This is a genomic window from Pedosphaera parvula Ellin514 (assembly GCF_000172555.1).
GTDB lineage: Bacteria > Verrucomicrobiota > Verrucomicrobiia > Limisphaerales > Pedosphaeraceae > Pedosphaera.
Map to the genome: position 1 here is coordinate 214,198 of NZ_ABOX02000001.1, position 22,666 is coordinate 236,863.

General features: G+C 54.5%; 19 protein-coding genes. 14 read left to right on the plus strand and 5 right to left on the minus strand.

The window, feature by feature from the left end; translation table 11 throughout:
- Positions 1-24 precede the first annotated feature (24 nt).
- The 5 genes from CFLAV_RS00810 to CFLAV_RS00830 all read left to right on the plus strand — a co-directional run bounded on the left by CFLAV_RS00810 (position 25) and on the right by CFLAV_RS00830 (position 3,829).
- The gene (locus CFLAV_RS00810; RefSeq protein ID WP_150107198.1) at positions 25-495 is read left to right on the plus strand and encodes a hypothetical protein; all 471 of its coding nucleotides are present in this window, start codon (positions 25-27) and stop codon (positions 493-495) included.
- Between the two features lie 142 nt (positions 496-637).
- Positions 638-1,186: an SMI1/KNR4 family protein gene (locus CFLAV_RS00815; protein ID WP_007412672.1), complete on the plus strand. Its 549-nt coding sequence runs from the start codon at positions 638-640 to the stop codon at positions 1,184-1,186.
- 297 nt (positions 1,187-1,483) lie between these two features.
- Positions 1,484-2,413: a S1/P1 nuclease gene (locus tag CFLAV_RS00820; protein ID WP_007412673.1), complete on the plus strand. Its 930-nt coding sequence runs from the start codon at positions 1,484-1,486 to the stop codon at positions 2,411-2,413.
- Between the two features lie 183 nt (positions 2,414-2,596).
- Positions 2,597-3,022, plus strand: a complete 426-nt coding sequence (locus tag CFLAV_RS00825) for a hypothetical protein (protein WP_007412674.1) — start codon at positions 2,597-2,599, stop codon at positions 3,020-3,022.
- A 144-nt stretch (positions 3,023-3,166) separates the two neighbouring features.
- Positions 3,167-3,829: a DUF4145 domain-containing protein gene (locus tag CFLAV_RS00830; RefSeq protein ID WP_202796812.1), complete on the plus strand. Its 663-nt coding sequence runs from the start codon at positions 3,167-3,169 to the stop codon at positions 3,827-3,829.
- Positions 3,830-3,884: 55 nt separating this feature from the next.
- Here the strand turns inward: CFLAV_RS00830 and CFLAV_RS00835 are convergent, their stop codons facing one another.
- From CFLAV_RS00835 to CFLAV_RS37770, 4 genes are all read right to left on the minus strand, one after another.
- Positions 3,885-4,373: a tetratricopeptide repeat protein gene (locus CFLAV_RS00835; protein WP_007412676.1), complete on the minus strand. Its 489-nt coding sequence runs from the start codon at positions 4,371-4,373 to the stop codon at positions 3,885-3,887.
- A 407-nt stretch (positions 4,374-4,780) separates the two neighbouring features.
- On the minus strand, positions 4,781-5,479 hold the full coding sequence (locus CFLAV_RS00840; RefSeq protein ID WP_007412677.1) for a DnaA ATPase domain-containing protein: 699 nt from the start codon (positions 5,477-5,479) through the stop codon (positions 4,781-4,783).
- On the minus strand, positions 5,479-6,174 hold the full coding sequence (locus tag CFLAV_RS31530; protein WP_050785585.1) for a hypothetical protein: 696 nt from the start codon (positions 6,172-6,174) through the stop codon (positions 5,479-5,481). Before CFLAV_RS31530 ends, CFLAV_RS00840 begins: the two co-directional genes overlap by 1 nt.
- A gap of 47 nt (positions 6,175-6,221) precedes the next feature.
- Entirely contained in the window at positions 6,222-6,440 is a 219-nt protein-coding gene (locus CFLAV_RS37770; protein ID WP_007412679.1) for a helix-turn-helix transcriptional regulator, read from the minus strand.
- 69 nt (positions 6,441-6,509) lie between these two features.
- Here CFLAV_RS37770 and CFLAV_RS00855 point away from each other — a divergent pair, with 69 nt between their 5' ends.
- From CFLAV_RS00855 to CFLAV_RS00865, 3 genes are all read left to right on the plus strand, one after another.
- Positions 6,510-7,346, plus strand: a complete 837-nt coding sequence (locus CFLAV_RS00855; RefSeq protein WP_007412680.1) for a helix-turn-helix domain-containing protein — start codon at positions 6,510-6,512, stop codon at positions 7,344-7,346.
- Positions 7,347-7,593: 247 nt separating this feature from the next.
- Complete coding sequence (locus tag CFLAV_RS00860) at positions 7,594-7,914, plus strand: hypothetical protein (RefSeq protein WP_007412681.1); 321 nt, start codon at positions 7,594-7,596, stop codon at positions 7,912-7,914.
- Positions 7,915-8,094: 180 nt separating this feature from the next.
- Positions 8,095-8,235, plus strand: a complete 141-nt coding sequence (locus tag CFLAV_RS00865; protein ID WP_237712344.1) for a hypothetical protein — start codon at positions 8,095-8,097, stop codon at positions 8,233-8,235.
- A 51-nt stretch (positions 8,236-8,286) separates the two neighbouring features.
- On the opposite strand, the gene CFLAV_RS00870 is transcribed toward CFLAV_RS00865, so the two are convergent.
- Entirely contained in the window at positions 8,287-9,498 is a 1,212-nt protein-coding gene (locus CFLAV_RS00870) for an outer membrane protein assembly factor BamB family protein (protein WP_007412683.1), read from the minus strand.
- Positions 9,499-9,785: 287 nt separating this feature from the next.
- On the opposite strand from CFLAV_RS00870, the gene CFLAV_RS00875 reads away from it, so the two are divergent.
- From CFLAV_RS00875 to CFLAV_RS00900, 6 genes are all read left to right on the plus strand, one after another.
- Positions 9,786-12,938 carry a sensor histidine kinase gene (locus tag CFLAV_RS00875; RefSeq protein ID WP_007412684.1) on the plus strand — a complete coding sequence of 1,051 codons (3,153 nt, stop codon included), beginning with the start codon at positions 9,786-9,788 and terminating at the stop codon, positions 12,936-12,938.
- Positions 12,939-12,992: 54 nt separating this feature from the next.
- Entirely contained in the window at positions 12,993-13,655 is a 663-nt protein-coding gene (locus CFLAV_RS00880; RefSeq protein ID WP_040546353.1) for a response regulator transcription factor, read from the plus strand.
- 204 nt (positions 13,656-13,859) lie between these two features.
- Complete coding sequence (locus tag CFLAV_RS31535) at positions 13,860-14,657, plus strand: DUF1559 family PulG-like putative transporter (RefSeq protein ID WP_007412686.1); 798 nt, start codon at positions 13,860-13,862, stop codon at positions 14,655-14,657.
- Positions 14,658-14,660: 3 nt separating this feature from the next.
- On the plus strand, positions 14,661-20,192 hold the full coding sequence (locus tag CFLAV_RS00890) for an Ig-like domain-containing protein (protein WP_007412687.1): 5,532 nt from the start codon (positions 14,661-14,663) through the stop codon (positions 20,190-20,192).
- 170 nt (positions 20,193-20,362) lie between these two features.
- The gene (locus CFLAV_RS00895) at positions 20,363-21,622 is read left to right on the plus strand and encodes a DUF3472 domain-containing protein (RefSeq protein WP_007412689.1); all 1,260 of its coding nucleotides are present in this window, start codon (positions 20,363-20,365) and stop codon (positions 21,620-21,622) included.
- Positions 21,623-21,651: 29 nt separating this feature from the next.
- On the plus strand, positions 21,652-22,617 hold the full coding sequence (locus CFLAV_RS00900; protein WP_150107199.1) for a DUF3472 domain-containing protein: 966 nt from the start codon (positions 21,652-21,654) through the stop codon (positions 22,615-22,617).
- Positions 22,618-22,666 lie beyond the last annotated feature (49 nt).

The window sequence follows — 22,666 nt, forward strand, 5'->3', positions numbered from 1 at the left end:
CTGATGCCTGCTGATTGAGACAAGGTGCAGATTACGCTTGAAATGCGCCGGATATGGAGCGTTACGTCAGACACACAGCAAATCAATCATGACGAGTTGCTGTTCTCGGATTACACCACGGCTCACAGAATGGTTTTGGAAGCATTGCAGGCGGCTCACGAGGATTTGCATGAGAAGCTCAGGCAGGAGAACAAACCGATTAATCCAATTGGGTTGTCCATGATCGTTACGAATTGGCCTCACCACGACCGACACCACATGGAGCAGCCGTTCGATTTTGAGCACGCAGTCAACCGGGTGCTGGTGCTTACTCATTGGGCGCACTTGGATGGACTGGCAACCGTTTACTTTGAAAAGACCAAAGGCAAGTCCCCCCAACATGCTGAGCGGGTTCTGGCTGAAACGTTGGAGGATGCCAGCAATTGCGGTCTAAATCCCAGTTATGTTGAAAAGCTGATAAGAAAACGATTGAATGGAACAACTCTGAACTTGTGACCTGTCACGAGTTGGCTACGATGGTAACGACTTCATCATAGTCAGCCCTGAGTGGGGTTGAGTTCCTTCTAAAGACCAGTTCCAGCAATGGGGCTGGTTTTTTGTTTGACGGTATGGCGACGGTGGCTCAGCTTTCGTCCCTATGGACTACCTCGCACGACTGAAAGAACTCGAGTGCTTTCCGGCGAAATCGCGCGTCGCGATTGCCGACGACGATATCGAGGCTCTGGAGCGCGACATTGGAGCGCGGCTACCGGATGGTTATCGAGAGTTTCTGCAGATTGGCGGTGGCTACGTCGGCACACTTTCCTGCCCTTGCAAGGAGCCATCGCCATTTGGCACCCACATCCTTTCAGGTTTCGACACCGCTTCTGAAATTTCCGGCGTTCTCGATTCGATGATTACGCCTCGCAACATGATTACCATCGCGTCGGGCGACTTTGGCCAGTTCACCTGCTTGTCCTTTGCTGGCATCGACCGTGGCTGTGTTTACGCTCTCGACAGCGAGTTTCGCTGCTACTGGCAGGACGAGGAGTTTCACCAGCGCTTCAAAGCGATGGCCAACGGTATTCGCGAGTATCTTCGGCTGCGGGGGGGCGGAGAGTTAGTTCAGAAGCCGGCAGGCTACGACAGTCTCTACTTGCTTGCCGAGAGCTTCGACGAGTTTCTAGAGTTGTGTAGTTCAGATTGAGATGAGCACGAAGCCGCCTAACCACGCGCGAGCTGTGTGAAAAGTATTTTACTTTTTGTAAATGGCGTAGGGTTGGCGAAGTTTTGACCGGACTTTGAGGTTTTTCTTTTTTGAAGTGTTTTAGCAGGCCAAATTATTGATCTGGGAATGGGAGCGTTCCAGGTGGTTATTGACGTCGCCAGGTCTGTGCTTTTAATCGCCGTTTAGGCCGCATGGCATTGTAAACCTACTCCCAGGTGCCAAATGCTTCTACGGTCGTCCTTTACTTTTTGTCATCACCCGTAAACCATCGTGGGCATGAAGAAGTGCATTTGCTTTGCCATCCTGACTGCTTCCATGTGCATTGTTCCGGTTCGGACGTTCGCCTGGAGTGGAGCAGGGCACATGGTCATTGCAGCCGAAGCTTACCACGAGCTGCCTGAGCGCACCCGCAGCAAGGTGGATGAGATTCTCAAGGCTCACCCTGATTACGCCAAATGGGTGGCTACTCATTCGAAGGAAAAATTTGCCGACCTCAGCCTGAGCGAATATGTGTTCTTGCGAGCCAGCAAATGGCCGGATGAGATTCGCCGTGCCAAAGGGCAGGGCAGCCGAAGCTACGATCATCCTCACTGGCACTACGTCGATTATCCACTCAAGCCAACCAAGTTTCCCCTGGAGCCTGGACCGTCGCCCAAGGATGACTTGCTCTACGGCATTGCCCAATGTGAGAAGAACTTGTGTGACAGCAAGGCATCTCCAGAGGAGAAAGCGGTTTACCTGTCCTACCTGATTCACCTTGTCGGCGACGTTCATCAGCCGTTGCATTGCTGCTCCCTGGTCAATGAAACCTATCCCAATGGTGACAAAGGTGGGAATGACTTCTACGTGAAGCCTGGCAACAAGGGTATCAAGCTCCACAGCTTCTGGGATGGACTCCTGGGAACGTCATCGAAGCCTCAAACCCAGATTTATTACGCCATCGAGCTGTTGCACGATCACCCGCGCAAATCCCTGCCAGAACTCGCCAAAGCCACCACGCCGAAGGACTGGAGTTTGGAAGGCAGACAGATTGCCATCGATAAGGCATATCTTCGTGCAGACATCAACGGCGGGTGCGGGACGAGTGAACAGAATGCCTGTGAATTGCCGAGCAATTATACCAAGGAGGCCAAAGCCGTTGCAGAGAACCGTGCTGCCTTGGCTGGTTACAGGCTGGCAGATGAGATTCAAATGTTGATTAAATGAAATCAACAAGCTGCATTCTGGCAGCTCTCGTATGCCTGTTTGTGGCGGGTTGCAAACATTATATTCGAGACACGACGCCACTCCCCGGACCAAAAACGCAGACTGATCAGAAAACAGGTTAGCAGATTGGCCGGATTTCAGGACTATTGACTATTCCTGTAAATAGTTTTGAATCCCCCCTCGATGAACCTAACACCTAACCAACCATATAGGAAATTGCTGCCCATTCTGTGTTTGTCTGCAACCCTTCTTTTGCAAGGGTGCGTTCCGCTCGCCACCGGCGTAATTACCTACACAGCCGCCGTAAATACTCAGGAGCACGCCGCGTATACCGATTACATCCTGATAACCCAGGAAAAGAACAGGGAGCTTGCCAAGTCCGATCAAAGCCAAATCCCCATTTTGGGCCGGGACAAATGGCTGACGCAAATCTACAAGCCCCGCATGGAATATTCTGATTGGGTCGACGGCTACATCAAAACCAACAAGACCACAGAAACCATCGTTGGATATGAGGATTGGAGGCGGACTGTCTACCCTGCGATCTTGGCGCAGAAGCAGGAGCTTTTCGAAAAGAATGCCAACCAATACAAAATGAACCGGCATTAATGAAGAAGCTCGGAGCTGACCGGCGAGGACCATTCATTCTTGAGAGACGCGGAGCATTGGCAGGTTACCGACCTGTGGATGAGATTGGAAAATATCTTGAAAACTGAGTAACATTTTTCTGAAAATCAAAAAAAGGTTTAATTGTTGGATTTTGCAGTTGATAAATTTATGACTCCTTACGCACCTCCATCATTAAATGATAGCTCGTTTAATTGTCCCCACTGTCAAGCCTTCGCACACCACATTTGGCATGATCTGAGTTTTTACGATGCCGACAACTTGAGCCAGATTGAAATGGACCTTTGGCGTGTCTCTCAATGTGCACATTGTTCTAATTTTACTCTTTGGAACGATGAGGATATGGTTTATCCAGTCAATCCGCTTGGATCATCGCCTAACCCCGACATGCCGCAGGATATCATTGACGATTTTGAAGAAGCTCGCTCCATCGCTCAATATTCTCCGCGTGGTGCTGCCGCCCTGTTCCGTCTGTGTATTCAGAAATTATGTCGGCACTTAGGGGAGCCAGGTAAGAATATAAATGATGATATTCGATCTCTGGTGCAGAAGGGCTTGGACGAGAGGATTCAACAGAGCCTAGATATTGTAAGGGTTATTGGAAATGAGGCTGTTCATCCTGGAGAGATGGACCTTCGAGACAAAACTGAAACAGCAATCCAGTTGGCTACTCTCGTCAACCTGATCGCCAATGAAACCATTACCAAACATAAGCTTATAATAGGCTTATACGACTCTCTGCCCCCAAACAAAGTTGCGGAAATTAAGAAGCGAGACGCGAAGAAATAAACTTGATAAAGAACTGTTCTTAGCGCCTTTGTGCACCCCGTAAGAGGCAGCCGTTTCAAAATCCCGTCCACAACAGTTCCAGATCAGCGTCATTCAGCGCCTTGAGCTTGAGTTCCTTCGGGTCACCCAGTGCGAATGCCTTCCCCAACCAGGACCGTGCTTCTTCCAGCCTGCCAAGCTTGCAGGCGTAACAAGCCAGGTTGTATGGCAACACCCATTCTTTGGGAAACTTGTCTGCCAACGGCAGGAGCAAATCATACGCCTCAAGGGTGCGCTTAAGTTCATGAAGGGCAAACGAACGGTGAACCCAACCGAAGGAGCGCCTTGGGGCTGATATGGTGATTGCCTGCGCGATGTCCAGACAGACTTGCCATTTCTTTGCTGCGGCGTAAATGCCCCAGCGGACCTGGAGCACATCAGGGTGAGCACGCAGGGCGGCTGTAATCTTCTCCAACTCCTCATTGGCTTCAATGTGGTTGCCCAGTTCAAGCCAGCCTTGGGCGGTGGCAAGGTGGTGGGTATCAGGTTCTTTAAGTTGGTGCACTAGCCAGGAGCCTGAAAAAGATTATTTCAGCTGTCAATGGTACAGAGGTTATGTGAACGAGCGGTCGTGGCCAGAAAGTGGTGCTGTTCGGAAGTCGATTGCAACATCGTCTCGCCAAACGTCACTGAGTGACCTTTGGCTGAGATTCCAGGATTGAGGATATTCTTCCCAGATAGGCGCAAGAGACTGTTTGGCAGGCTGACCTTGGGAAAGGGGAGGTCTGGTGCATCAGAGTGTCCCTAATGTCAGGCGCTACGTTTTATCCTGCAAAGACCCGCGTTCTCCCAATGGGCTATAAGCTTTGGCATGTCTTTCCATCGGCCCATGTCTCATAGTCACGAACCAAGGAGACAACGTGGATCAACACAGGGAGGCACTAAACGAAGACCTTCTCCCCCGCATTGGAGTTAACCGAATGAAACTAGCTCGCAGAATTCACGCAGCCGCGCTATGAAGGGTTCGTGTTGGTATGTAGCCGCGTCACCGTGATGCGACATTTTCTCTGCCAGCGTTGAGCCGACAAAATTGGTGGTAAAAATTGTTGGTAGCTTTCGGCAGATGCGTTGCTCGAAGATTTCAAACAGGTCCGCAACGACACGCTCGGTCATCTTGCTCTTGCCCAGATCGTCAATGAAAAGCACGTCCACGGCTATGAGGTGGTCTATCCAGTCGTAGGCAACGTCAGTCTGATATGCCTTGGCGCAACGGCGAGCGAACTCGCCACACGTCATGCCTTCAACCTTCCGGCCTTCATCCACCATGAGGCGCTTAATCAGGAGCCAGACGGCGCGGGTCTTGCCTTTCCTGGTGTCGCCAAAGACCAGCAATCCCTTGGGTCCGTATTTCCATTGCAGGATTTGGTTGAGCTTTGGAGGCGCAGGCATCCCAATGTGATTAGGGTCCGTGTCCTCATAGATCACAGGGCAGGTGGAGCGCCACTTTTCCAGACGCTCCTGGATGATCGACTCCTGGCGTTTCCGGTCGAGCATGTCAGCGCACGAGTTGCAGACCGTGGGGGATTTGAACATGGGCGGTAGTTCAATATCCAGTTCAGGTGCCTCGAACGGATAATCTTTCTTGCAGTAGCGACAGGTGAACGTGGGCATTAGAATCCTTTTTCGTAGTCAGGTTTCTGGTTGAAGAGATCGCCGTTGTTTTCCTGCCAGTTGCGTCTCCAGTTACGCGCAGCCGCTTGCCAATCCTTCATCTGTGCCTTTGGTCCCACCTTCCAATCCTTCGATTGGTAGTAGTCGTGACACTTCTCGCATTCGATTTCCGGCAGGCCGATGGTTGCCCCAAAGGCTTTCATCTCTTCCAATGTGGGCGGAGCAAAGGGCTGTTCCTTTGCCTTGTCTTTGTCCTTTACCAGTTCCTTACCCTTGTCCTTATCCGTATCCTTATCTTGAAGGGTATGGATACCCTTTGGATAACCTTCGGATAGGGTATGGAAACCTTTACTGCATGCATCGATAAGAGGGGAAAGGCCATTGGCTTCAATACTCCTGAAGATAGGAATGTGAGGTTTACATTCCCTCGACAGCTTTGGATATTGGAAGGCGATGAACCCTGAAATCCAATATTTGCCACTGGGCAGTAGATGCACTCGATCACCAAACTCCTTCATGGATGCAGGAGAAACTTTGTCGCCAATCTTATAGCTGGCAAGGCCGAAATTCGGCTCCCAGACTCCTGCGGCGTCACAGTGGTCGCACAGGTAAAGCCAGAAGCATTTCAGCCTCGGTGTTAGCTGCTGGAACCATTCTTTTTCCCATTTCTCGGTGGCTGTGAATCGCTTGCTCATGATTCTCTGAGGAGGTTTGTCTAAGGTGTTATTGCAAGTCATCGGTTCTAATTGCGAAGGATGCGGCAATTTTTGTTCAGGTGTTGTTCAATGTCAGATTTCTTGAAGCGAACCGACCGCTTTCCCAACTTGAAATATGGTAGGATGCCATTCGACATCCATACTTCCACGCAGCGGACGGTCACTTGTAAAAACTCAGCGGTCTGAGTTTTCGTTAGCATTGGCTCGTTGTTTGTCTGTTGTTTCTCTATCATGCTGTAAAGCATATGTGCAATGCGTATGCGTTCGCAAACAGTTGTTGTATATTTAATGCGTATACGCTACGTTTTTGTTCAATGAGACAGTCAAAGCAACAACATCCGCTCGCAGTGCTGCGCGTGGCCGCCGGATTGAGTCAGAAAGAAATGGGGGCACTTCTTAGGCGTTCAACCTCAACCATCCAATCCATTGAACTTGGACGTCTGGCTTTGGGAGCCAACCTTGCTGAAAGGGTTGTTCTGAACACAGCTGTTAGTATGCAGTGGCTGATGGAGGGCGATGTTTCCAAGCCCGTGGTAGACTTCGCTGGCGATCCTTATACTCGCGAAAGTTTTGAAGCAGCTCGGGCGGAGTTGGACCGTCCACGAGGTGGTTTTACGGACGTCCAATCAATCGAAAATGGGTTTGCCGACCATTGCACAAATCTAGCCGCCGTTGTCCTTGCAGGCTTGGAACAAAACCGTCTCCCCTTGCTTTACTGGAAATGTGGACAGTTCCTGACCGAGCTAATCCGTGAATTTGGGGTCGACCAGGGATTCTTGACACAAGCAAATTCCTTGATGGCGAACGAGGTGAAGATACACCGTTTGCCCAAGGTAATGGGATTATTCCCGGAGATGGTGGCGTCTCAGGTCGCGAAGCTTATGAAGAAGCACCCTGCTTGGGAAGAGCAATACAGGAAGAGTGCTGTTGAAAATCTTCAGGCCATGCTCAAAGAATCCGTATCAAAGGGAGGCAAGCCAGTCGTGGACTACACCATTGAGGTCAGGGCGAACAGCGCCGAATCCCAGACTCCAAATCGACGCGCGGCCAGTGGCGAGCATGGTCGAGGAAAACCAAAATCACACCGCAAGAGGGCCAAAAAACGATCACAAAACGTCCGAACAATTCCGAACAAAAAATTTGTGTTTTGAATCGGATTGGTTCGTGATAGCATAACCACGAAACAAGCGATTTGCCCAATAAATACGGGCATGTCCTTATGATTCAGGCACTAAGTGAAAAATCGCGAAGGCGGGTTCGATTCCCGTTAGGGTCGCCATTTTTCCCCCACAAATCCGAGGTTTCCCAGTTTTCTACACACAGCCTACACACAGTCTGTACCCAAACTTTAACATCCCGCACATAGGTGAACTGCGTACATCTATCAACTAACCAGCCATGAGAACCTTAAAATTCCCCTTCCTTGTTAAAAAAGGCAATGTGAGCCTTAAAATCTACCGTTTGGACCGTGGTAACTGTTTTGAATTTCGCGTCCCCTACTATTCGGAAGGTAAACGGAGATTTGATTGCTACTGGGATTTCGACAAAGCCAGGAAGCGGGCAGATGAAGTCTTGGGCGGCATCAATGTTGGTGGCGTGGACAACCTGCGATTGACTGGGGAGGAAAGGCTCATTCTTTCCCGATCTGAGGCAGTCCTTCAGGGGGTAAGGTGTGGACTGCAGGCAGCGACGTCTTCGTGTCAGGAATATTCATTATAAAGGTGCCTTGGCATTGTAGTAGAAGGAGCCTCAGGAACTTTTATTCTGGCCAGTGTAACAATGAGGTTGAGCTTGCTCGAGGCAATCTCTGAAACGAACATCTAACAACAACGGTTGAAAGGAATGCCAGATATGAGTAAAGGCAACTCAGGCAATTCAGGTTCAAAATGCGGAACACCCATGACATCGCAGGCAGCATCACGCATTCAGAGCGCGACTGCCAAGAGCAACGGCGGCCAGGTGCCGAGCGGTAGCTTCGCTTCACGCGCCCAAAGCAGCGTAGCGAAGTCGTCAGGACAGAGTGGCAATGGCGGTAAGTAATACCAGCGGTGGATTGGCTGTAGCGGTTTGCAAGAGCCGCTACAGCCGTTTTTACGGGGATGAAACCTTGTAAAAACGATTGCTTAAACCTGTGTTCTGATCTGAGAAGTAGATTGTGCCGTTGGCGCTACTCATGTTTGTCAGGGATGACCAGTTCTGAAGGTTGGTCGAGCCAAAAATGCTGTATGAGCGGGTTAATTCACCGAGGACAGTCAGCTCAAATCCATTTGTAACGGGACGATAGAAATCAAACACAGGAGCGGTCCCCTGAAAGGCAGTTGTTCGGCAACCACGTCGCAGGTCGCGTCCCATCATCGGCCAGGGTGAATAAGCTGGTCCCGATTCCACTTGTAATGCTGTAAGCCCAGATTCAGTGACAAAATACAGGACTCCTGCGGCGCTCAGCAAAGGAGATGAGGCCATGACAGAATTCGTCAGCGGAAACCGCCATTGTTGGGTTCCAGATGGATTGAGGGCGAAGATATTGATGCCAGCGCCAAAGTAGATCGAACCATCCGCACCCGCCACTGCGGCTGAGTCGATGGAAGCACCGGCTTTGAACTGCCACTTGACGTTGCTGCCGTTGGTCAAGGCGTAAGGGTATCCGTCACTCGCCCCGGCATAAATTATGTTGTTCTTGTCGATGACTGGTGAGTCATTGATGCTGATCGTGTTGTTAGTTGTTTGGAAGGTCCAGAGCGTAGCGCCATTGATTTGGTTGAGGGCGAAGAACTTTTGATATCCGTTCTTAACACCAACGTAAACCGTCCCATCTTGTCCGATGGCGGGTGGACCGCAATCCGAGTTTAGATCGGTTCGCCATTTCAGCTTTCCTTGTGGTGTGAGTGCGAAGAACTCCTGATGGCTGCACCCTCCACTGGCTCCAAAGTAAAGAGTGTCGTCCGGCCCAATGGCAAAGGAAGTGACCATTCCGCATCCAACAGTGCTGCTCGTTTCAAAACTCCACTTTGTTTGACCATCCTCGGGACGACGTGCGACCATCACCCGTGGTCCATAATCCGTATAGATGGTGCCGCCTCTGCCAAGCGCAATTTGATAAGGAGGTAACCCCGATTCAAGGGGGCCGGAGACGTGCCATTTTTCAGTTCCTGCTGAGGTCAGGGCATACAATGTGTTGGTAAGAGGAGTGAAGTTTGGCGTTCCGCTCCAGGAGATACAGTAGATTGTCCCGTCGGGCGCAACTGCGGGAGATGACACCGCTACACCTCCACGGTTGAATTGCCATTTCTGATGGCAGTTCATCCCGCTGTCGGGTGACGCCAGGCATTATCATCGCTTTTACATTGACGATGTCTTATGGTCCTGATTTTCGTTGCGGCTGCTACGGGTTTGGGTATCGTATGCGACGATGAAACAAATTAATTTTGTTGCCACTTTTTAGGTAAAGATTACCGAAACTTTGTGTGGCCATGCAGACCACTTCTGATTGAAGCAGAGTGATCCTTGGAACAGCTCAGGTGCGACTAGCCGCCAATTTTATCCACGCGGTCTGGCAGAGGCCAGCCAAACCCAGCAACCGGCGCATTTGCATGCTTCGTAATCATCTCGGCTGCTTTCTTGCGAGTGATCCGGGTGAGGGGCTCAAGGAATCGCTACGGGAGCGAAGGCTTCAGATATTTCAGCTTGGGATGAACTTTATTCGCGGAGGACTAGTGTTTGCGCTGGCGGTAGGTTGTGCGTTGGTACCTGCCTGCCAGGTTCGCGCGGCCACAGGTGACCCCCTCCGGTCGGAGGGTTTGATCGTCCGGTCGTGGGGGGGCGAAACCGGCCTGCCTCAGAATACCATTAATTCCATTGTACAGACGCGAGACGGCTATTTGTGGCTGGGCACGCGGGAGGGGTTGGCGCGCTTCGATGGCGTTCGGTTCACGGTATTTGGCTTGCGGGAGGGCTTGCAAAGCATTGATGTGCAGAGATTGTACGAAGATCGACAGGGGACGTTGTGGATTGGTACTGGCGGTGGCGGGTTGAGCCGATATGTGGCTGGGCGGATTGAAACCTTGGCGGTGCCATCGGGTCTGGCTACCAGCGATATTATCTCTGCTTTGGCCGAAGATGGCGCCGGGCGCCTCTGGGTGGGCACCCGGTCTGGTCTGATTCAATGGGATAGAGATCAGTTCATCCGCGACGAGGCTCTGGCTGGTCTGAGTCGCACAGCCATAAACGCACTCATGCCCGACCGGCACGGCGGGATGTGGATCGCCACGGCGAGACAGGGATTGTTTGAGTTGCGCAACGGCCAGCTTACTGAAAGCCGGGGACCGCCGGGTGATGAGAAGATTCTGGCCTACTGTCTGCTCGAAGATCAGGCTGGCAACATTTGGGCCAGTATTGGCAATGGAAAAGTGTTGTGCCGGCGGAGCGGCCAGTGGACGAGGTACGACGAAAGCCACGGGTTGCCGTTTGCGTACGTGACGAGTCTGGCCGAGGAGGCTGATGGCACCATCTGGGCGGGGTCGCTCGATAATGGTCTTTATCGCTTCGAGGCGGGTCGGTTTTTTGCGGTCAGGAAAGAAAATGGTCTTTCCGCGAATGACATCCGTTCACTACGCCCTGACCGGGAGGGTAATCTCTGGGTCGGCACACGGACCGCCGGATTGAACCGGTTAAGTCACCGGAAGCTTGTTAGTTACGGCGCAGCAGAAGGGTTGACGAATGATTTTACGCGCTCGGTCGCGGAAACGGCTGATGGCACACTCTGGGTTTGCACTTACGGCAGCGGGCTAAATTTGGGGGGACCCGGAGGATTCAAGCCGAGCCCTGAGGAACGCCAGCACGCCTTCGTGGATTCTGTCCTGGCAACCCAGGACGGCAACCTTTGGTTCGGGGCCGGACGCGGGCTTTTCCATTTGCAGGACGGGAAACTGGTCAACAGTTACACTAATGAATCATGGGTGCATTCAGGGATGGTCACTGCGCTGTGTGATGATCGACAAGGAGGACTCTGGATAGGCACCTCGGAGAGCAGGTTGGTGCATTTTCAAAACGGTGAATTTGTGGAATTCCCCCATCGAGTCGCTCGCGGACCTGTGATTGCGCTGGCGCAGCAAGCCGACGGGTTCCTGTGGGTGGGGTCCGAGGCTGGCGGATTGAAACGGGTGCGGCTGGGGGATGATTCCGTAATTTCGATTACCAACGGTTTGCTCAGCCAGGCGATCCGGACGCTCCATCTGGAGTCTGACAACACTCTTTGGATTGGGACAGCGGGTGGTGGTCTGAGCCGATTCCGCGACGGGCGTATTGCGAGCTTCACGACGCGACAGGGATTGTGGTCGGACACGATCTCCCAGATCGTGGAGGCTGATAATGGTGATTTCTGGTTGGGCTGCAGTCACGGGATTTTCCGGCTCGCAAAAAGTGAGCTGGATGTCCTGGGGAGCCGGAAGACCACTTTTGTTCATCCGAAGGTCTTCGGAGTGGACGACGGGATGCCGGCCGAAGAGTGCTCAAGCGGGTTTTGTCCGGCGGGCCTAAAGACCAAGGCGGGGTTGATTTGCTTCTCCACGGTTAAAGGCCTGGTTTTTGTGGATCCGAAAAAGCAGGAGACCGACAAGCCGCCGCCAAATGTGTTGCTGGAGGAGCTTCTGGTTAATGGCCAAAGGCGAACCGTGGAGTCCAGAACGATGGGCAGATTTGACAACCAGGTTGATTCCGCGTCCACCAATTCCCAGTTGCGCGGACACATATCCATTCCTCCGGGCGGCCGCGAAGTGGAACTGCATTATACGGCAATCAGCTTCGCTGCACCTGCGAACGTGCGCTTCCGCTATCAGTTGAAAGGTTTGGATCGCGACTGGGTTGAGTCCGGGGGACGGCGCGCGGCGAATTACCATCATATTCCTGCGGGGAGTTATATGTTCCGAGTCACCGCGTGCAACGCCGATGGCGTTTGGAGCGAGCCAAGCGCGGGCTTGGCGATCACTGTGGAACCTTATCTCTGGGAAACAACGTGGTTTCAGGTTTTGGCTGGGTTGGCAACTCTCGGCTGGCTCGCGGGAGTGGTGCGTTTGATGGAGCGAAGGCGTTATCGACGCCGACTCGCGTTGCTGGAAATGCAACACGCCATCGAAAGGGAACGTTTGCGCATCTCCCAGGACATGCACGACGACGTCGGCAGCATCCTGACTCAAGTTTCGCAGCTCAGTGATCTGGGCCAGAGCGAAACGGGGGGCAAGTTGGCGGCCAATGTGCAGTTCGAGCGTATCGGCAGCCAGGCGCGTGCCGCCGTACAGGCGCTTGACGAGATTGTATGGGCGACCAATCCCAAAAACGACAATCTTCCCCAGTTCGCCGAGTATGTATGTCGATTTGCCGATGAATTTTTGGAGAACAGTGGCATGCGCTGCTGGCAGGAAGTTCCCACCGATCTGCCAAACCTGCCGCTCCGCGCCGACCTGCGACACAACGTCTTCATGGCCGTCAAAGAGGCCTTCAATAACATCGTGAAGCATTCCGGCGCAACGGAAGTCTGGCTGCGACTTGGGTTGGAGGACACCACAGTTCACCTGGGAATTGAGGACAACGGCCGCGGTTTCCTCCCGGACCAGACCGCACTGCGAGGTAACGGACTGGGCAACATGAAGATGCGCCTGGAGGAGTGCGGCGGGCGCATGGAATTGATCAGCGCGCCAGCGAAACGCACAGGAATCAGGTTCATTTTTCCCCTGCCAAAAGCTGATTAAGGTTCTGCCCGTCTCACATCAATGTGGTATGGTGGCCAGATGCCAAAAAGGTATATGAGTCGTCGAGTGAATAAAACGATCCAAGTGGCCCTCGTGGAGGACGATGCAGGCGTGCGCGCCAACCTCGCCAGCATGATCGACTGCGCGCCTGGCTTTCAGTGCCGTGGAGCGTATCCCGACGCGATGACTGCGCTCAAAGGCATCCCAGCCAACCGCCCCGATGTCGTCCTGATGGACATCAACATGCCTGGCATGCTGGGCACGGAGTGCGTGAGCCGACTTAAGAATGTGGCCCCCACGCTGCCTGTGCTGATGCTCACGGTTTACGACGACAGCGAGCAGATTTTTAAATCCCTCATGGCCGGTGCCACGGGCTACTTGCTTAAGCGGACGCCCAAGGACAAGCTCCTGGAAGCAATTCGTGAGATCGCGAGTGGCGGAGCTCCAATGTCGCGACAAATTGCGCGCCGAGTTGTCCAGTTTTTCCAGGAGATCAAGCAGGAGCCGAAAGAAATTACGCGCGCACCAGAAATAAAGAGTCTGACGGAACGCGAGGAACAGGTCCTGGCGCTGCTGTCCAAGGGGCATGCTTACAAGGAAATTGCAGACCTGCTGAATATCAGCTTCGAAACGGTGCGCACCCATGTGCGCACCATTTATGACAAGCTGCACGTCCATAGCCGGACCGAAGCCACCCTCAAGTATCTCGGCCGATAATCTGGTGCGAGGCTATCCAAATTGAGGGGTACCAAGAATGTGGTATTCACACCAAGCATCACGCCTGCGATAAATGGGGGAAATAATTGAACCCGGCCATGCAGTTCGACTTAAGTCACGCCGGGGCAAAACAGATCTGGGAAAGAGGATTGCGACCGAAAGGTTTCCTGACGCCTTGCTCCGATTAACGCTAACAACCTATCTATGAAACAAAAGTTCATTTCCCCCAAGGTTAAAGACGTTTGCCCTTCGTCCTTGCCACCGGATGCCTTCACCCTGATAGAGTTGCTGGTGGTCATCGCCATCATCGCCATTTTGGCCGGGATGCTCCTGCCGGCGTTGGCAAGCGCCAAGGAGAAGGCGCAACGCACGCAGTGCGTCAACAACAACAAGCAACTCGGCCTCGCCACACACTTGTATGCAAACGACAACCTGGACAAAATGCCTTATCCGAATTGGAACCCGGCGTGGGTCGCGGGCTGGCTTTACGATCCCAAAACTGCGTCCGCACCGCCGAACCTCAGCATTGCCCCTTACAATGTAAATCCAATCTTGGCCTACCAGGACGGCCAGCTTTGGCAGTTCATCAAGAACATGGCAATTTACCGGTGTCCGCTGGATAAAACCAACACGGCTCTCTTCACCCAACGCGCCAACAAGTTGTCCACGTACGTGGAGAACGGCGCGATTTGCGGCTACGGAGGTCTTGCACCTGCTGGAACCACCTACAAACTGACTGATTTCAGGCAGGACGCTTTTATGATGTGGGAACCAGACGACACCACCAGCTCGTTCGGTGCGCAGGTTTACGGCGATGCCGCCAGTTTCCCCAATCCAGCGATCGACGGAGGGTTGGGCAAGCGCCACGGCAAGGCGGGTGGCATAGCGCTCAATGTTAGCGGCAGCGTGCAATTCATCAAGTATGCGGCCTGGCTTGCTGAGTCGAACGATCCCAACAAGAACAGGCTCTACTGCAATCCAGGAACCGACAACGGTCGTTGATCAATGCGCCACCTTATCGCTTTCGCTCTTTTCCTGGTAATCGAGCTTCTTTCCCTGTCCGCCCGGGCGGATTACCACTATTTTACAAGCGTGGCTAGCGGCTCTGACGGCATCGTCCAGGAGCTGCGCTGGCCGGATTGGAACAGCGCCTATTATAACACCTGGCTGAGCGACAACTGGACAAGTTCCGAAGGCGTGAGCGGCTACTTTTACAGTGGATTGGCGCTGCCTTCCGCCGGCTCGCCGCCGGGAACCACGTGCCTGGTCAATTGGAGTTTCTGGCCGCTTAACAACCCGCTCAATAACACCGATACCATCCTGCCGTCCTATACGAGCCCGACCACTTTTTCCGCACCGACAGTCGCCGAAGGAACTATTCTACGGGCTCCGGGCAACTGGCAGGTATTTCAAACCAATGCATGGTATCGGCTCGCTTTCCGCGTCTGGCAACCGGCTAATGGCACACCACACCAGGCTTACGCAGGCCAATGGTTGCGAGACCCCGCCACCAGCAATTGGTATCACGTGGCGACGGTTCAGCTTCCGTTTGCGGCGACGGGGATCGATGGTCTGATGGGATTTCAAGAGGACGCCACCGGCGGGTTGCTGCCGCAACGGACGGACTATCGCAATTGCTATTACCACAAGAGCGGCCAGTGGCAGATGGCCAACCAATTTAAGGCCTACAGTCGTGGCCAAAAGGAGAATGCCGGTCTCATTGAAAACAACACCGCCGCTTTTTACGAAACCTGCTCCGCCTCCAATGCCAGCTACGTGGGCGCCTTGACCAACAACGGGCAGGCCCTCTATCTGACGATCAGCAACCAGCCGCCGACGCCGGCCTTCGATCCGATCGTCGTCAACAACACCAGCGCCAGCATTTCCAGCACGCAACTCGTGGTGCAATGGCAGACGCCAGCCACAAGTTCACCGCAACTGGCTTATCAGATCCAGGTGTTTAATAACCCCGGCTACACTGGCACACCCGCGGTGGTGTTCTACGACCGCGACCCCGAGGCGCGGCAGAAGCTGCTGAACCTGGCCGGCGTCACCACGCCGTACGTTCTCCTGACGATCATGGATATCTTCGACAACACCAACGCGCCGATTGCCATCACTCCGGCCAGTGCCACGCTGAAAGCTGCGAGTAATCTCACCGGTATGGTTAACGGACTGGACTTTGCCTATTATGAATCGGCTCAGAATTATTACCTCAACAGCAGTGGCATCAACTGGTCCACAATGCCCAACTTCGCCGCGTTGACTCCGGTTTTCCAGGGGGCGATCAATAATCTGGACTTGACACCGCGCCGCCGACGCAACGGCTACGCCTTCAACTATGCCGGATACATCAACGTTCCGGTGAGCGGTTTATATGCTTTCACACTGAATTCAGATGCCGGGAGCCAGTTGTCCGTGGACGGGCAGGTGGTCGTAAACCTGGATGGCGATCACAGCCCGACAGACTTGAGCGGATGGATCGGCTTGCAGGCCGGCTACCATTCGATCAACGTGCGGTATTTTTGTGATACCCAGAATAATAACTTCTCCACCGAATTTTTTGATGCGCTTACCCTTTCATACGAGGGACCGGGGATCGCAAGAACGGTGGTGCCGTCCACCTCCTATTACCGAGTGCCAGGTGGGAGCGAGCCGACCATCACTTTGTCCTCCCCCGCGAACGGGACGACTGTTTCAGGGGTGAATGTGCCGTTGAGCGCGTCAGTGAACGCGAACGGAGCGACGATCAACAAAGTGCAATTCTATGTGGGGGACAATTACTGGGCGCAAGATTCGGTGGCACCGTATAGTGCGAATGGATTTTTCTGGGCGACAAACAATAATCCCATCCGCGCCCGGTTGTTGTACAACGGCACCAACCTCCTCGACTCAGCGGTGAACCTGGTCGCGACGACGAACCAGGCGCTGACGCCATGGCAGTTCGGGCAGATTTTTTTTCATAGCCATCCGAACGGTGCAAGCATTCAGGGGGGCACCTACTCGGTGATTGGCGACGGGATGAACCTATTGAGCCGGCAGGTTAGCGGGGATTGCACGCTGATCTCACACCTGGCAAACCTGCCCAGTAGCGCAGCGGGGCCGGATGGGGCTGCACCGAACTCCACCTGGCAGGCGGGCATCATCTTGCGCGGCAACACCAACATGACACCAGGATTTCCGCTGGGCACAGGAAGCTCACGTTATGCCGCGGTGTTTGGCACTGTCAACAACGGCACCCATTTTGAGGACGATACCATGGCCAATGGCGGCGGGGCGTATTCCTCGGCCGATCTTGGCAGCGCCAACCGTTGGTACAAGATTCAACGGGTGGGCGACACCTTCACCACCTCGGTCTCGCCGAACGGCACGACTTGGACGCCGGTGAACACCAACACTCTCACTTCCATCGGAACAACCCTCTACGCCGGCTTCTTTACTTACGCCCAGCCGTCTCATAATCCATACGTTCACTGGGCGAGCTTCGATAACTTCAGCTTGACCGGTAATTTGCTCGGGCCGCCCGGTGTCACAGTGAATCCGCAATCCGTCTCGACCTTTACCGGTCAATCGTCCACCTTCACCGCTGCGGCCAGTGGCAACATGCCATTCGCCTACCAATGGCAATACAACAGCACGAATATTCCCAGTGCTACCAATGCCACGTTGGCGCTGACGAATTTGCAACCTTCCAATTCGGGCCTTTATACGGTTGTGCTCACCAATGCAAACGGCACGGCAGCCGCCACCGCCACGCTCACGGTCCAATCCCCGCCACCTGGTCCGGCACAGCTGCTCGCCAATAACCCGGTGGGCTGTTGGCGATTGAATGAAACCACCGGACCTACCGCTTATGACTCTTTGAACAACTTCAACGGCACGAGTGAGGGCGGACTCATCTTTGGTATGCCCGGCACCGGGGCTCCTACTTTTCCTGGATTTGAGGCCGGCAACCTGGCCGCCCAATTTAATGGGGCGGACTCGGACATCGCCATCCCAGCCTTGAACCTCAACACCAATACGGTGACTGTCAGCGGCTGGGTCAAGCGAAGCGGCTCGCAGATGGCGTGGTCCGGCATGGTCTTCTGCCGTTCTGGTACCACCGCCGCCGGGTTGCACTTTGGCACGGCCAACGAACTGCGTTACACCTGGGACAACTCCCCCAGCACTTACAATTGGAACTCCGGCCTGGTGGTGCCTGACGGGGTGTGGACATTCATGGCACTCGTGATCCAGCCGACACAAGCTGTGATGTACATGGCCACGAATGGGACCCTCTATTCCGCGACCAACACTGCGGCTCACTCCGTGCAAGCCTTTGCGGGTACGACCTATCTTGGTTACGACCCCAACAGTTCGGTTCGCCGTCTCAACGGTCTGTTGAACGAAGTTGCCATTTTCAATCAGGCGCTGACATCACAACAAATCGGGCAGGTCCTTGCCGCGTCCCAGCTGACCGCCCCCTCAATCAACCTGACCGCCCCGAGCGCGGGCTCCGGTTTCGGCGCGCCCGCCACCATCACTTTGGCTGCCAATGTCGTCACAAACGCGCACGCTATTACGAAGGTTCAGTTCTTCAACGGCGCCACGTTGCTCGGCGAATCCACGGCTTCGCCATTCGGTTTCATGTGGACCAATGTTCAGGCCGGCGCATACACGCTTTTGGCACAGGTGGTTTATGATGCCGGTGCCGTGCTGAGCTCGCCTCCGGTGTTCATCAGCGTCAACCCCACCCCTTCAGTGCCGGCAACTGTGATTGCAACTGGCCTGGCCGCCAACCTCATTGCCGTGAGTTGGCCAGCGGCGACGAATGCGACGGGCTACATCGTCAGCCGGGGCGGCACGGCGACCGCCGCCGTTGGCAGCACCAATTACCTCGACCTCGGTCTGGCCCCCGGCACGACCTATTGCTACTCGGTGGTCGCCACGAACAGTTTTGGCAACTCGCCATCCAGCGTGACGAATTGTACGACCACGCCTGGCGCAGGCGGGGCGCTGATGTGGGACACTGACAACTCGACACCCAGCGCCCAGGATGGCAGCGGCAACTGGGGAAACAGCGCTTCCACCTGGTGGAACGGTTCTGCGACGGTTCCGTGGGTGGATAACAACCTGGCGCTGTTCGGAGCAGGGACCTCGACCAACTGCTCAATCACGATCACGAACGATGTCGCGCCGGGCGGTCTCATTTTCAACGCAAACAACGGTGGCACCTACACGCTTTCCAGCAGTGGGGGCGTGCTCAATCTCTCCGGCTCGCCCACGATCACCGCCACCGCCAATGCAACAATCAACGCCTACTTCAAGGGCGGGGGGTGGATCAAGACTGGCCCGGGCGTGCTCACCCTCAGCGCGGCCAACACCAACACCGGCGCCATCACCGTCAATGGCGGGAAAGTGGTCTCAACGGTCAGTTGCTGGTACTCGCCTCGGGGCATAGGTTCGGGTCCGCTAACGATCAACACTGGCGGGACAGCTGAGTTTACCCAGACGCACGGTTTTGGCGCGGACGCCAGCGGGCGCAGTGCCACGATTAACGGCGGCACGTTGCAATTTGACCATGAGAATTACCTGAGTGGCTTGCTCCTGACGGGCGGTTCGCTGACAGGTCCGGGTGAGTTGCGAACCCCCGGCTCGGTCACCTACACGGTCAACACCTCGGCCACCTCATCCTTGATTTCCGTGGCACTTAATCTACTGGCCGGACCGCTTACATTGAACGTTGCCAAAGGTTCCGGAACCGTGGATCTGCTGGTCAGCGGCAATGCCTATGGTAGCTACGGTTTGACGAAGAGCGGGGCGGGGCTGATGCGCTATACCGGGATGGCCACTAACAACGGCCCCGCCAACGTCAGCGGCGGCACGTTGCAGGTGGATGGCTCACTCGGCACGAACACCCTCACTGTGCAGAACACGGCCACCTTGGCGGGGGTGGGTGTCCTCAATGGTGCGACGAGCATTCAAAGCGGCGGCACACTGGCACCTGGCGCTGGCGGCATAGGCACGCTTACCTTTGGCAAGACTCTCAGCCTCGCGGGTAAAATCGAGATGAAAATCAGCAAATCAGCCACTACGTTGACCCATGATCTGGCGGCTGTTTCAGGCACTCTGACATACGGTGGCTCGTTGGTGGTTACCAACATCGGAACCAATGCACTGGCCGTCGGTGATTCTTTCAAGCTCTTTAATGCGGGGATATTTTTCTCCAGTTTCACCAGTTCAAATCTGCCCGCCTTGGCAACAAACTTGACGTGGGACAGTTCCAGGCTGGGCACCGATGGCACGATCACAGTAGTTGCCTTACCCGTTCCGCCGGCCTTTATCAGTTTTGGCACTCTGAACGGAGGTAGCTTTGGCCTTGGCGGTGCCGGGGTGGCTGGTCAGGCTTATATTCTGTTGAGCGCCTCCAATCTGGTTCAGCCCATTTGGTGGAAGCCTCTGGCCACCAACACCGCCGACACCAGCGGCGTATTCAACTTCACCGATACGCAGGCGACCAATTTTTCGCAGCGGTTTTACCGTATTGAGACGCCCTAATCGACACGTATCATTTGGAAATGTGGAGCAGTTTTGGTTAACGACAATGAATTGCATTAAATCATGAAAGCATTGATTAAAAAAGAGTGTAAGCCTGAAGGCGGCAGTATGGAGCACGGCGGCAAAAGTGCCATGCTGAGCGGTCAATCGGGCAAAGCAATTCTAAACTGATGATGAAAATCTGGACTTTTATTTTTCTTCTGGCCCTCACCGGATGCGCAGCGGAGGCCAAAGCGGAACTGCGTGTTCCTGCATTCACCGCTTATCTTGACCCGGATCCCGAAGGCGCGAGCGTCTCGCGTGGCTCCGGCATTACCGCCTGGCAGGACCCGGCGCTCAAGGTGCTCTGGTTTGGCGAGATCAAGCATTCGGGCAAATTGGAATGCTCGCTTACGTTGCGGTTGGCGGCCAGCGCTGAAACTAAATTGCGGCTTACCGTTGCCGGTCAGTCGCGTGAGGCTTCGGTCAAGGGGGCAGGTGAAAAACTGGTTCGCATAAGCTTCGAGCCTTTCGATGTCACGACTCCTGGTTATCAGCGTTTTACACTGGAGTCACTTAATAAAGCTGGCGAGCCTTTCGGTGACCTCGAAGCCCTCATACTCGCGGGCCCGGCCACAGAGGAGGCACATTTCAATCTCGAACCGCGCCGGAATGCGGCCTCGGTACATCTGGTGTATCCGGTGCCGGAGCAGACCAAGGTCGAAGCATTTTATTGCGAGGTAACGGCCCTTGAAGAACCGCTCTGGTCCTACTACATGGCCTGCGGCTGGAACCGCGGTTATTTCGGAATGCAAGTCAACAGCCCAACCGAGCGCCGCATTATTTTCAGCGTTTGGGATAGTGGGAGCAAAGAGATGAACCGCAGCAATGTGGATGCTGAAAACCGGGCGACACTTGTGGCCAAGGGCGAGAAGGTCGATGCCGGAGATTTTGGAAACGAAGGCACTGGTGGCCACAGCCATTTGGTTTATCCCTGGAAGACTGGTGAGAAACAGCGGTTCATCGTTACAGCCAAAGCCGTCGATGCAACCCACACAATTTATTCCGGCTACTTTTTTCATCCAGAGAGGAAGGAATGGCTGCTTATCTCGAGTTGGCGGGCACCAAAGGCCGGCGGCTATTTGCGGGGACTTTACAGCTTCAGTGAGGATTTCAATGGCGTTAATGGACATGTGCGCCGCAAAGCGCTTTATGGCAATCAATGGGTGCGCTCGACTGACGGTCAGTGGCTCGAACTAACCACCGCCACCTTCAGTCACGACTCGACCGGCAAGGCCGATCGCCTTGACCGCTTTATGGGCGTCGAGGATGGCCAGTTTTTCCTAGCACAGGGCGGCTTTGTTCCCGGCTTCACAAAGTTCGGCGAGAAATTCGCCCGCCCGGCCACCGGCAAGGCGCCCTCGGACCTGATGTTGCCGCAGTTGCCATGACGAGACGGAGAACGAACCTGTATATTCCTATGCAAAAACTGATCATCATTACGAGTTGGTGCCTGTGGACCATGGCCTGCGCCGGCGCGGTTGCTCAGGGTGAGGCGGAGGATTCTTGCACGCAGCCTTCACCCGAAGCAATGGCCCAGGCGGCCGGGGTAATACTGCCGCACCAACCGTGGCATGTGGCGAACATCTGGTGGGAATTTCAGAAGCCCATCGAGCATTTTGAATCACTGGAGGTGGATGTGACCATCGACCGTGACGTTCCCTCAACCTATAATCTCTATGTCTCGCCTTGCGGTCTGGCCCGGATTAACGGGAAAGATTTTTACGGCGGTCTCCAGTCAAATATCAACGGGTGGCGCGACGCGACGAATCACTCGCGTATGCATCCCGGCAAGGGTGCCATCTTCTCCCGTTGGTCCAGCGACAAGAAAACGCCCGTTGGTTTGGACAACGTGCGCACTGCCGGGCCAGATTGCCTCGTCGAGAGCGCTGGTTACGAAGGCGAGTTCGCCAGTGTTCGGCGTCCCTTTGCCTGGACTAAGGGCACCTATACGTATCAGATACTCAAGGCCGGGACGGAAGTGACCGATGGTCAGACCAACACGTGGTTCACCTGCAAGCTGAAAGATGCAGCCGGTGAAGTGCATGAGGTTGGGAGCCTTCGTTTCGAGGGCGCCGACTTTACTTACTGGGAGAGACATTCCGCATTCGTCGAAGTGTATAGCACGGAAAAGATCCCGCATTCCGGAATTCCCAAAGTGAATGTGGCGTTCAGCTGGCCGCGTGTGAATGGCCAAAAGCCCGCCCTGAAACGGGCTCATGCCTATTACCCCAGCAAAACCGGCCCGGCTTCGCCCGACTGCGCGTTGATCAAGAGCGACGGAGAAAACGTTCGTGTGGAGGTGGGACCCATCTTCCGCCGGGACGAGGCCCAACGCCGCCATGACTTGTCCCTCAAATTGGGAGGAGTGGAAAATCACCCGTAGGCGCAAGCCATGGCCTGCTCATTTAACAGCATTTGGAAACCCACTCTTC

Excerpts from the sequence above, each read along its gene's own strand:
- CFLAV_RS00815 (WP_007412672.1), top strand. The coding sequence starts at position 638 with ATGGACTACCTCGCACGACTGAAAGAACTCGAGTGCTTTCCGGCGAAA.
- CFLAV_RS00820 (WP_007412673.1), top strand. The coding sequence starts at position 1,484 with ATGAAGAAGTGCATTTGCTTTGCCATCCTGACTGCTTCCATGTGCATT.
- CFLAV_RS00825 (WP_007412674.1), top strand. The coding sequence starts at position 2,597 with ATGAACCTAACACCTAACCAACCATATAGGAAATTGCTGCCCATTCTG.
- CFLAV_RS00840 (WP_007412677.1), bottom strand. The coding sequence starts at position 5,479 with ATGCCCACGTTCACCTGTCGCTACTGCAAGAAAGATTATCCGTTCGAG.
- CFLAV_RS31530 (WP_050785585.1), bottom strand. The coding sequence starts at position 6,174 with ATGAGCAAGCGATTCACAGCCACCGAGAAATGGGAAAAAGAATGGTTC.
- CFLAV_RS37770 (WP_007412679.1), bottom strand. The coding sequence starts at position 6,440 with ATGCTTTACAGCATGATAGAGAAACAACAGACAAACAACGAGCCAATG.
- CFLAV_RS00855 (WP_007412680.1), top strand. The coding sequence starts at position 6,510 with ATGAGACAGTCAAAGCAACAACATCCGCTCGCAGTGCTGCGCGTGGCC.
- CFLAV_RS00860 (WP_007412681.1), top strand. The coding sequence starts at position 7,594 with ATGAGAACCTTAAAATTCCCCTTCCTTGTTAAAAAAGGCAATGTGAGC.
- CFLAV_RS00865 (WP_237712344.1), top strand. The coding sequence starts at position 8,095 with ATGACATCGCAGGCAGCATCACGCATTCAGAGCGCGACTGCCAAGAGC.
- CFLAV_RS00870 (WP_007412683.1), bottom strand. The coding sequence starts at position 9,498 with ATGAACTGCCATCAGAAATGGCAATTCAACCGTGGAGGTGTAGCGGTG.
- CFLAV_RS00875 (WP_007412684.1), top strand. The coding sequence starts at position 9,786 with ATGCTTCGTAATCATCTCGGCTGCTTTCTTGCGAGTGATCCGGGTGAG.
- CFLAV_RS00880 (WP_040546353.1), top strand. The coding sequence starts at position 12,993 with ATGAGTCGTCGAGTGAATAAAACGATCCAAGTGGCCCTCGTGGAGGAC.
- CFLAV_RS31535 (WP_007412686.1), top strand. The coding sequence starts at position 13,860 with ATGAAACAAAAGTTCATTTCCCCCAAGGTTAAAGACGTTTGCCCTTCG.
- CFLAV_RS00890 (WP_007412687.1), top strand. The coding sequence starts at position 14,661 with ATGCGCCACCTTATCGCTTTCGCTCTTTTCCTGGTAATCGAGCTTCTT.
- CFLAV_RS00895 (WP_007412689.1), top strand. The coding sequence starts at position 20,363 with ATGATGAAAATCTGGACTTTTATTTTTCTTCTGGCCCTCACCGGATGC.
- CFLAV_RS00900 (WP_150107199.1), top strand. The coding sequence starts at position 21,652 with ATGCAAAAACTGATCATCATTACGAGTTGGTGCCTGTGGACCATGGCC.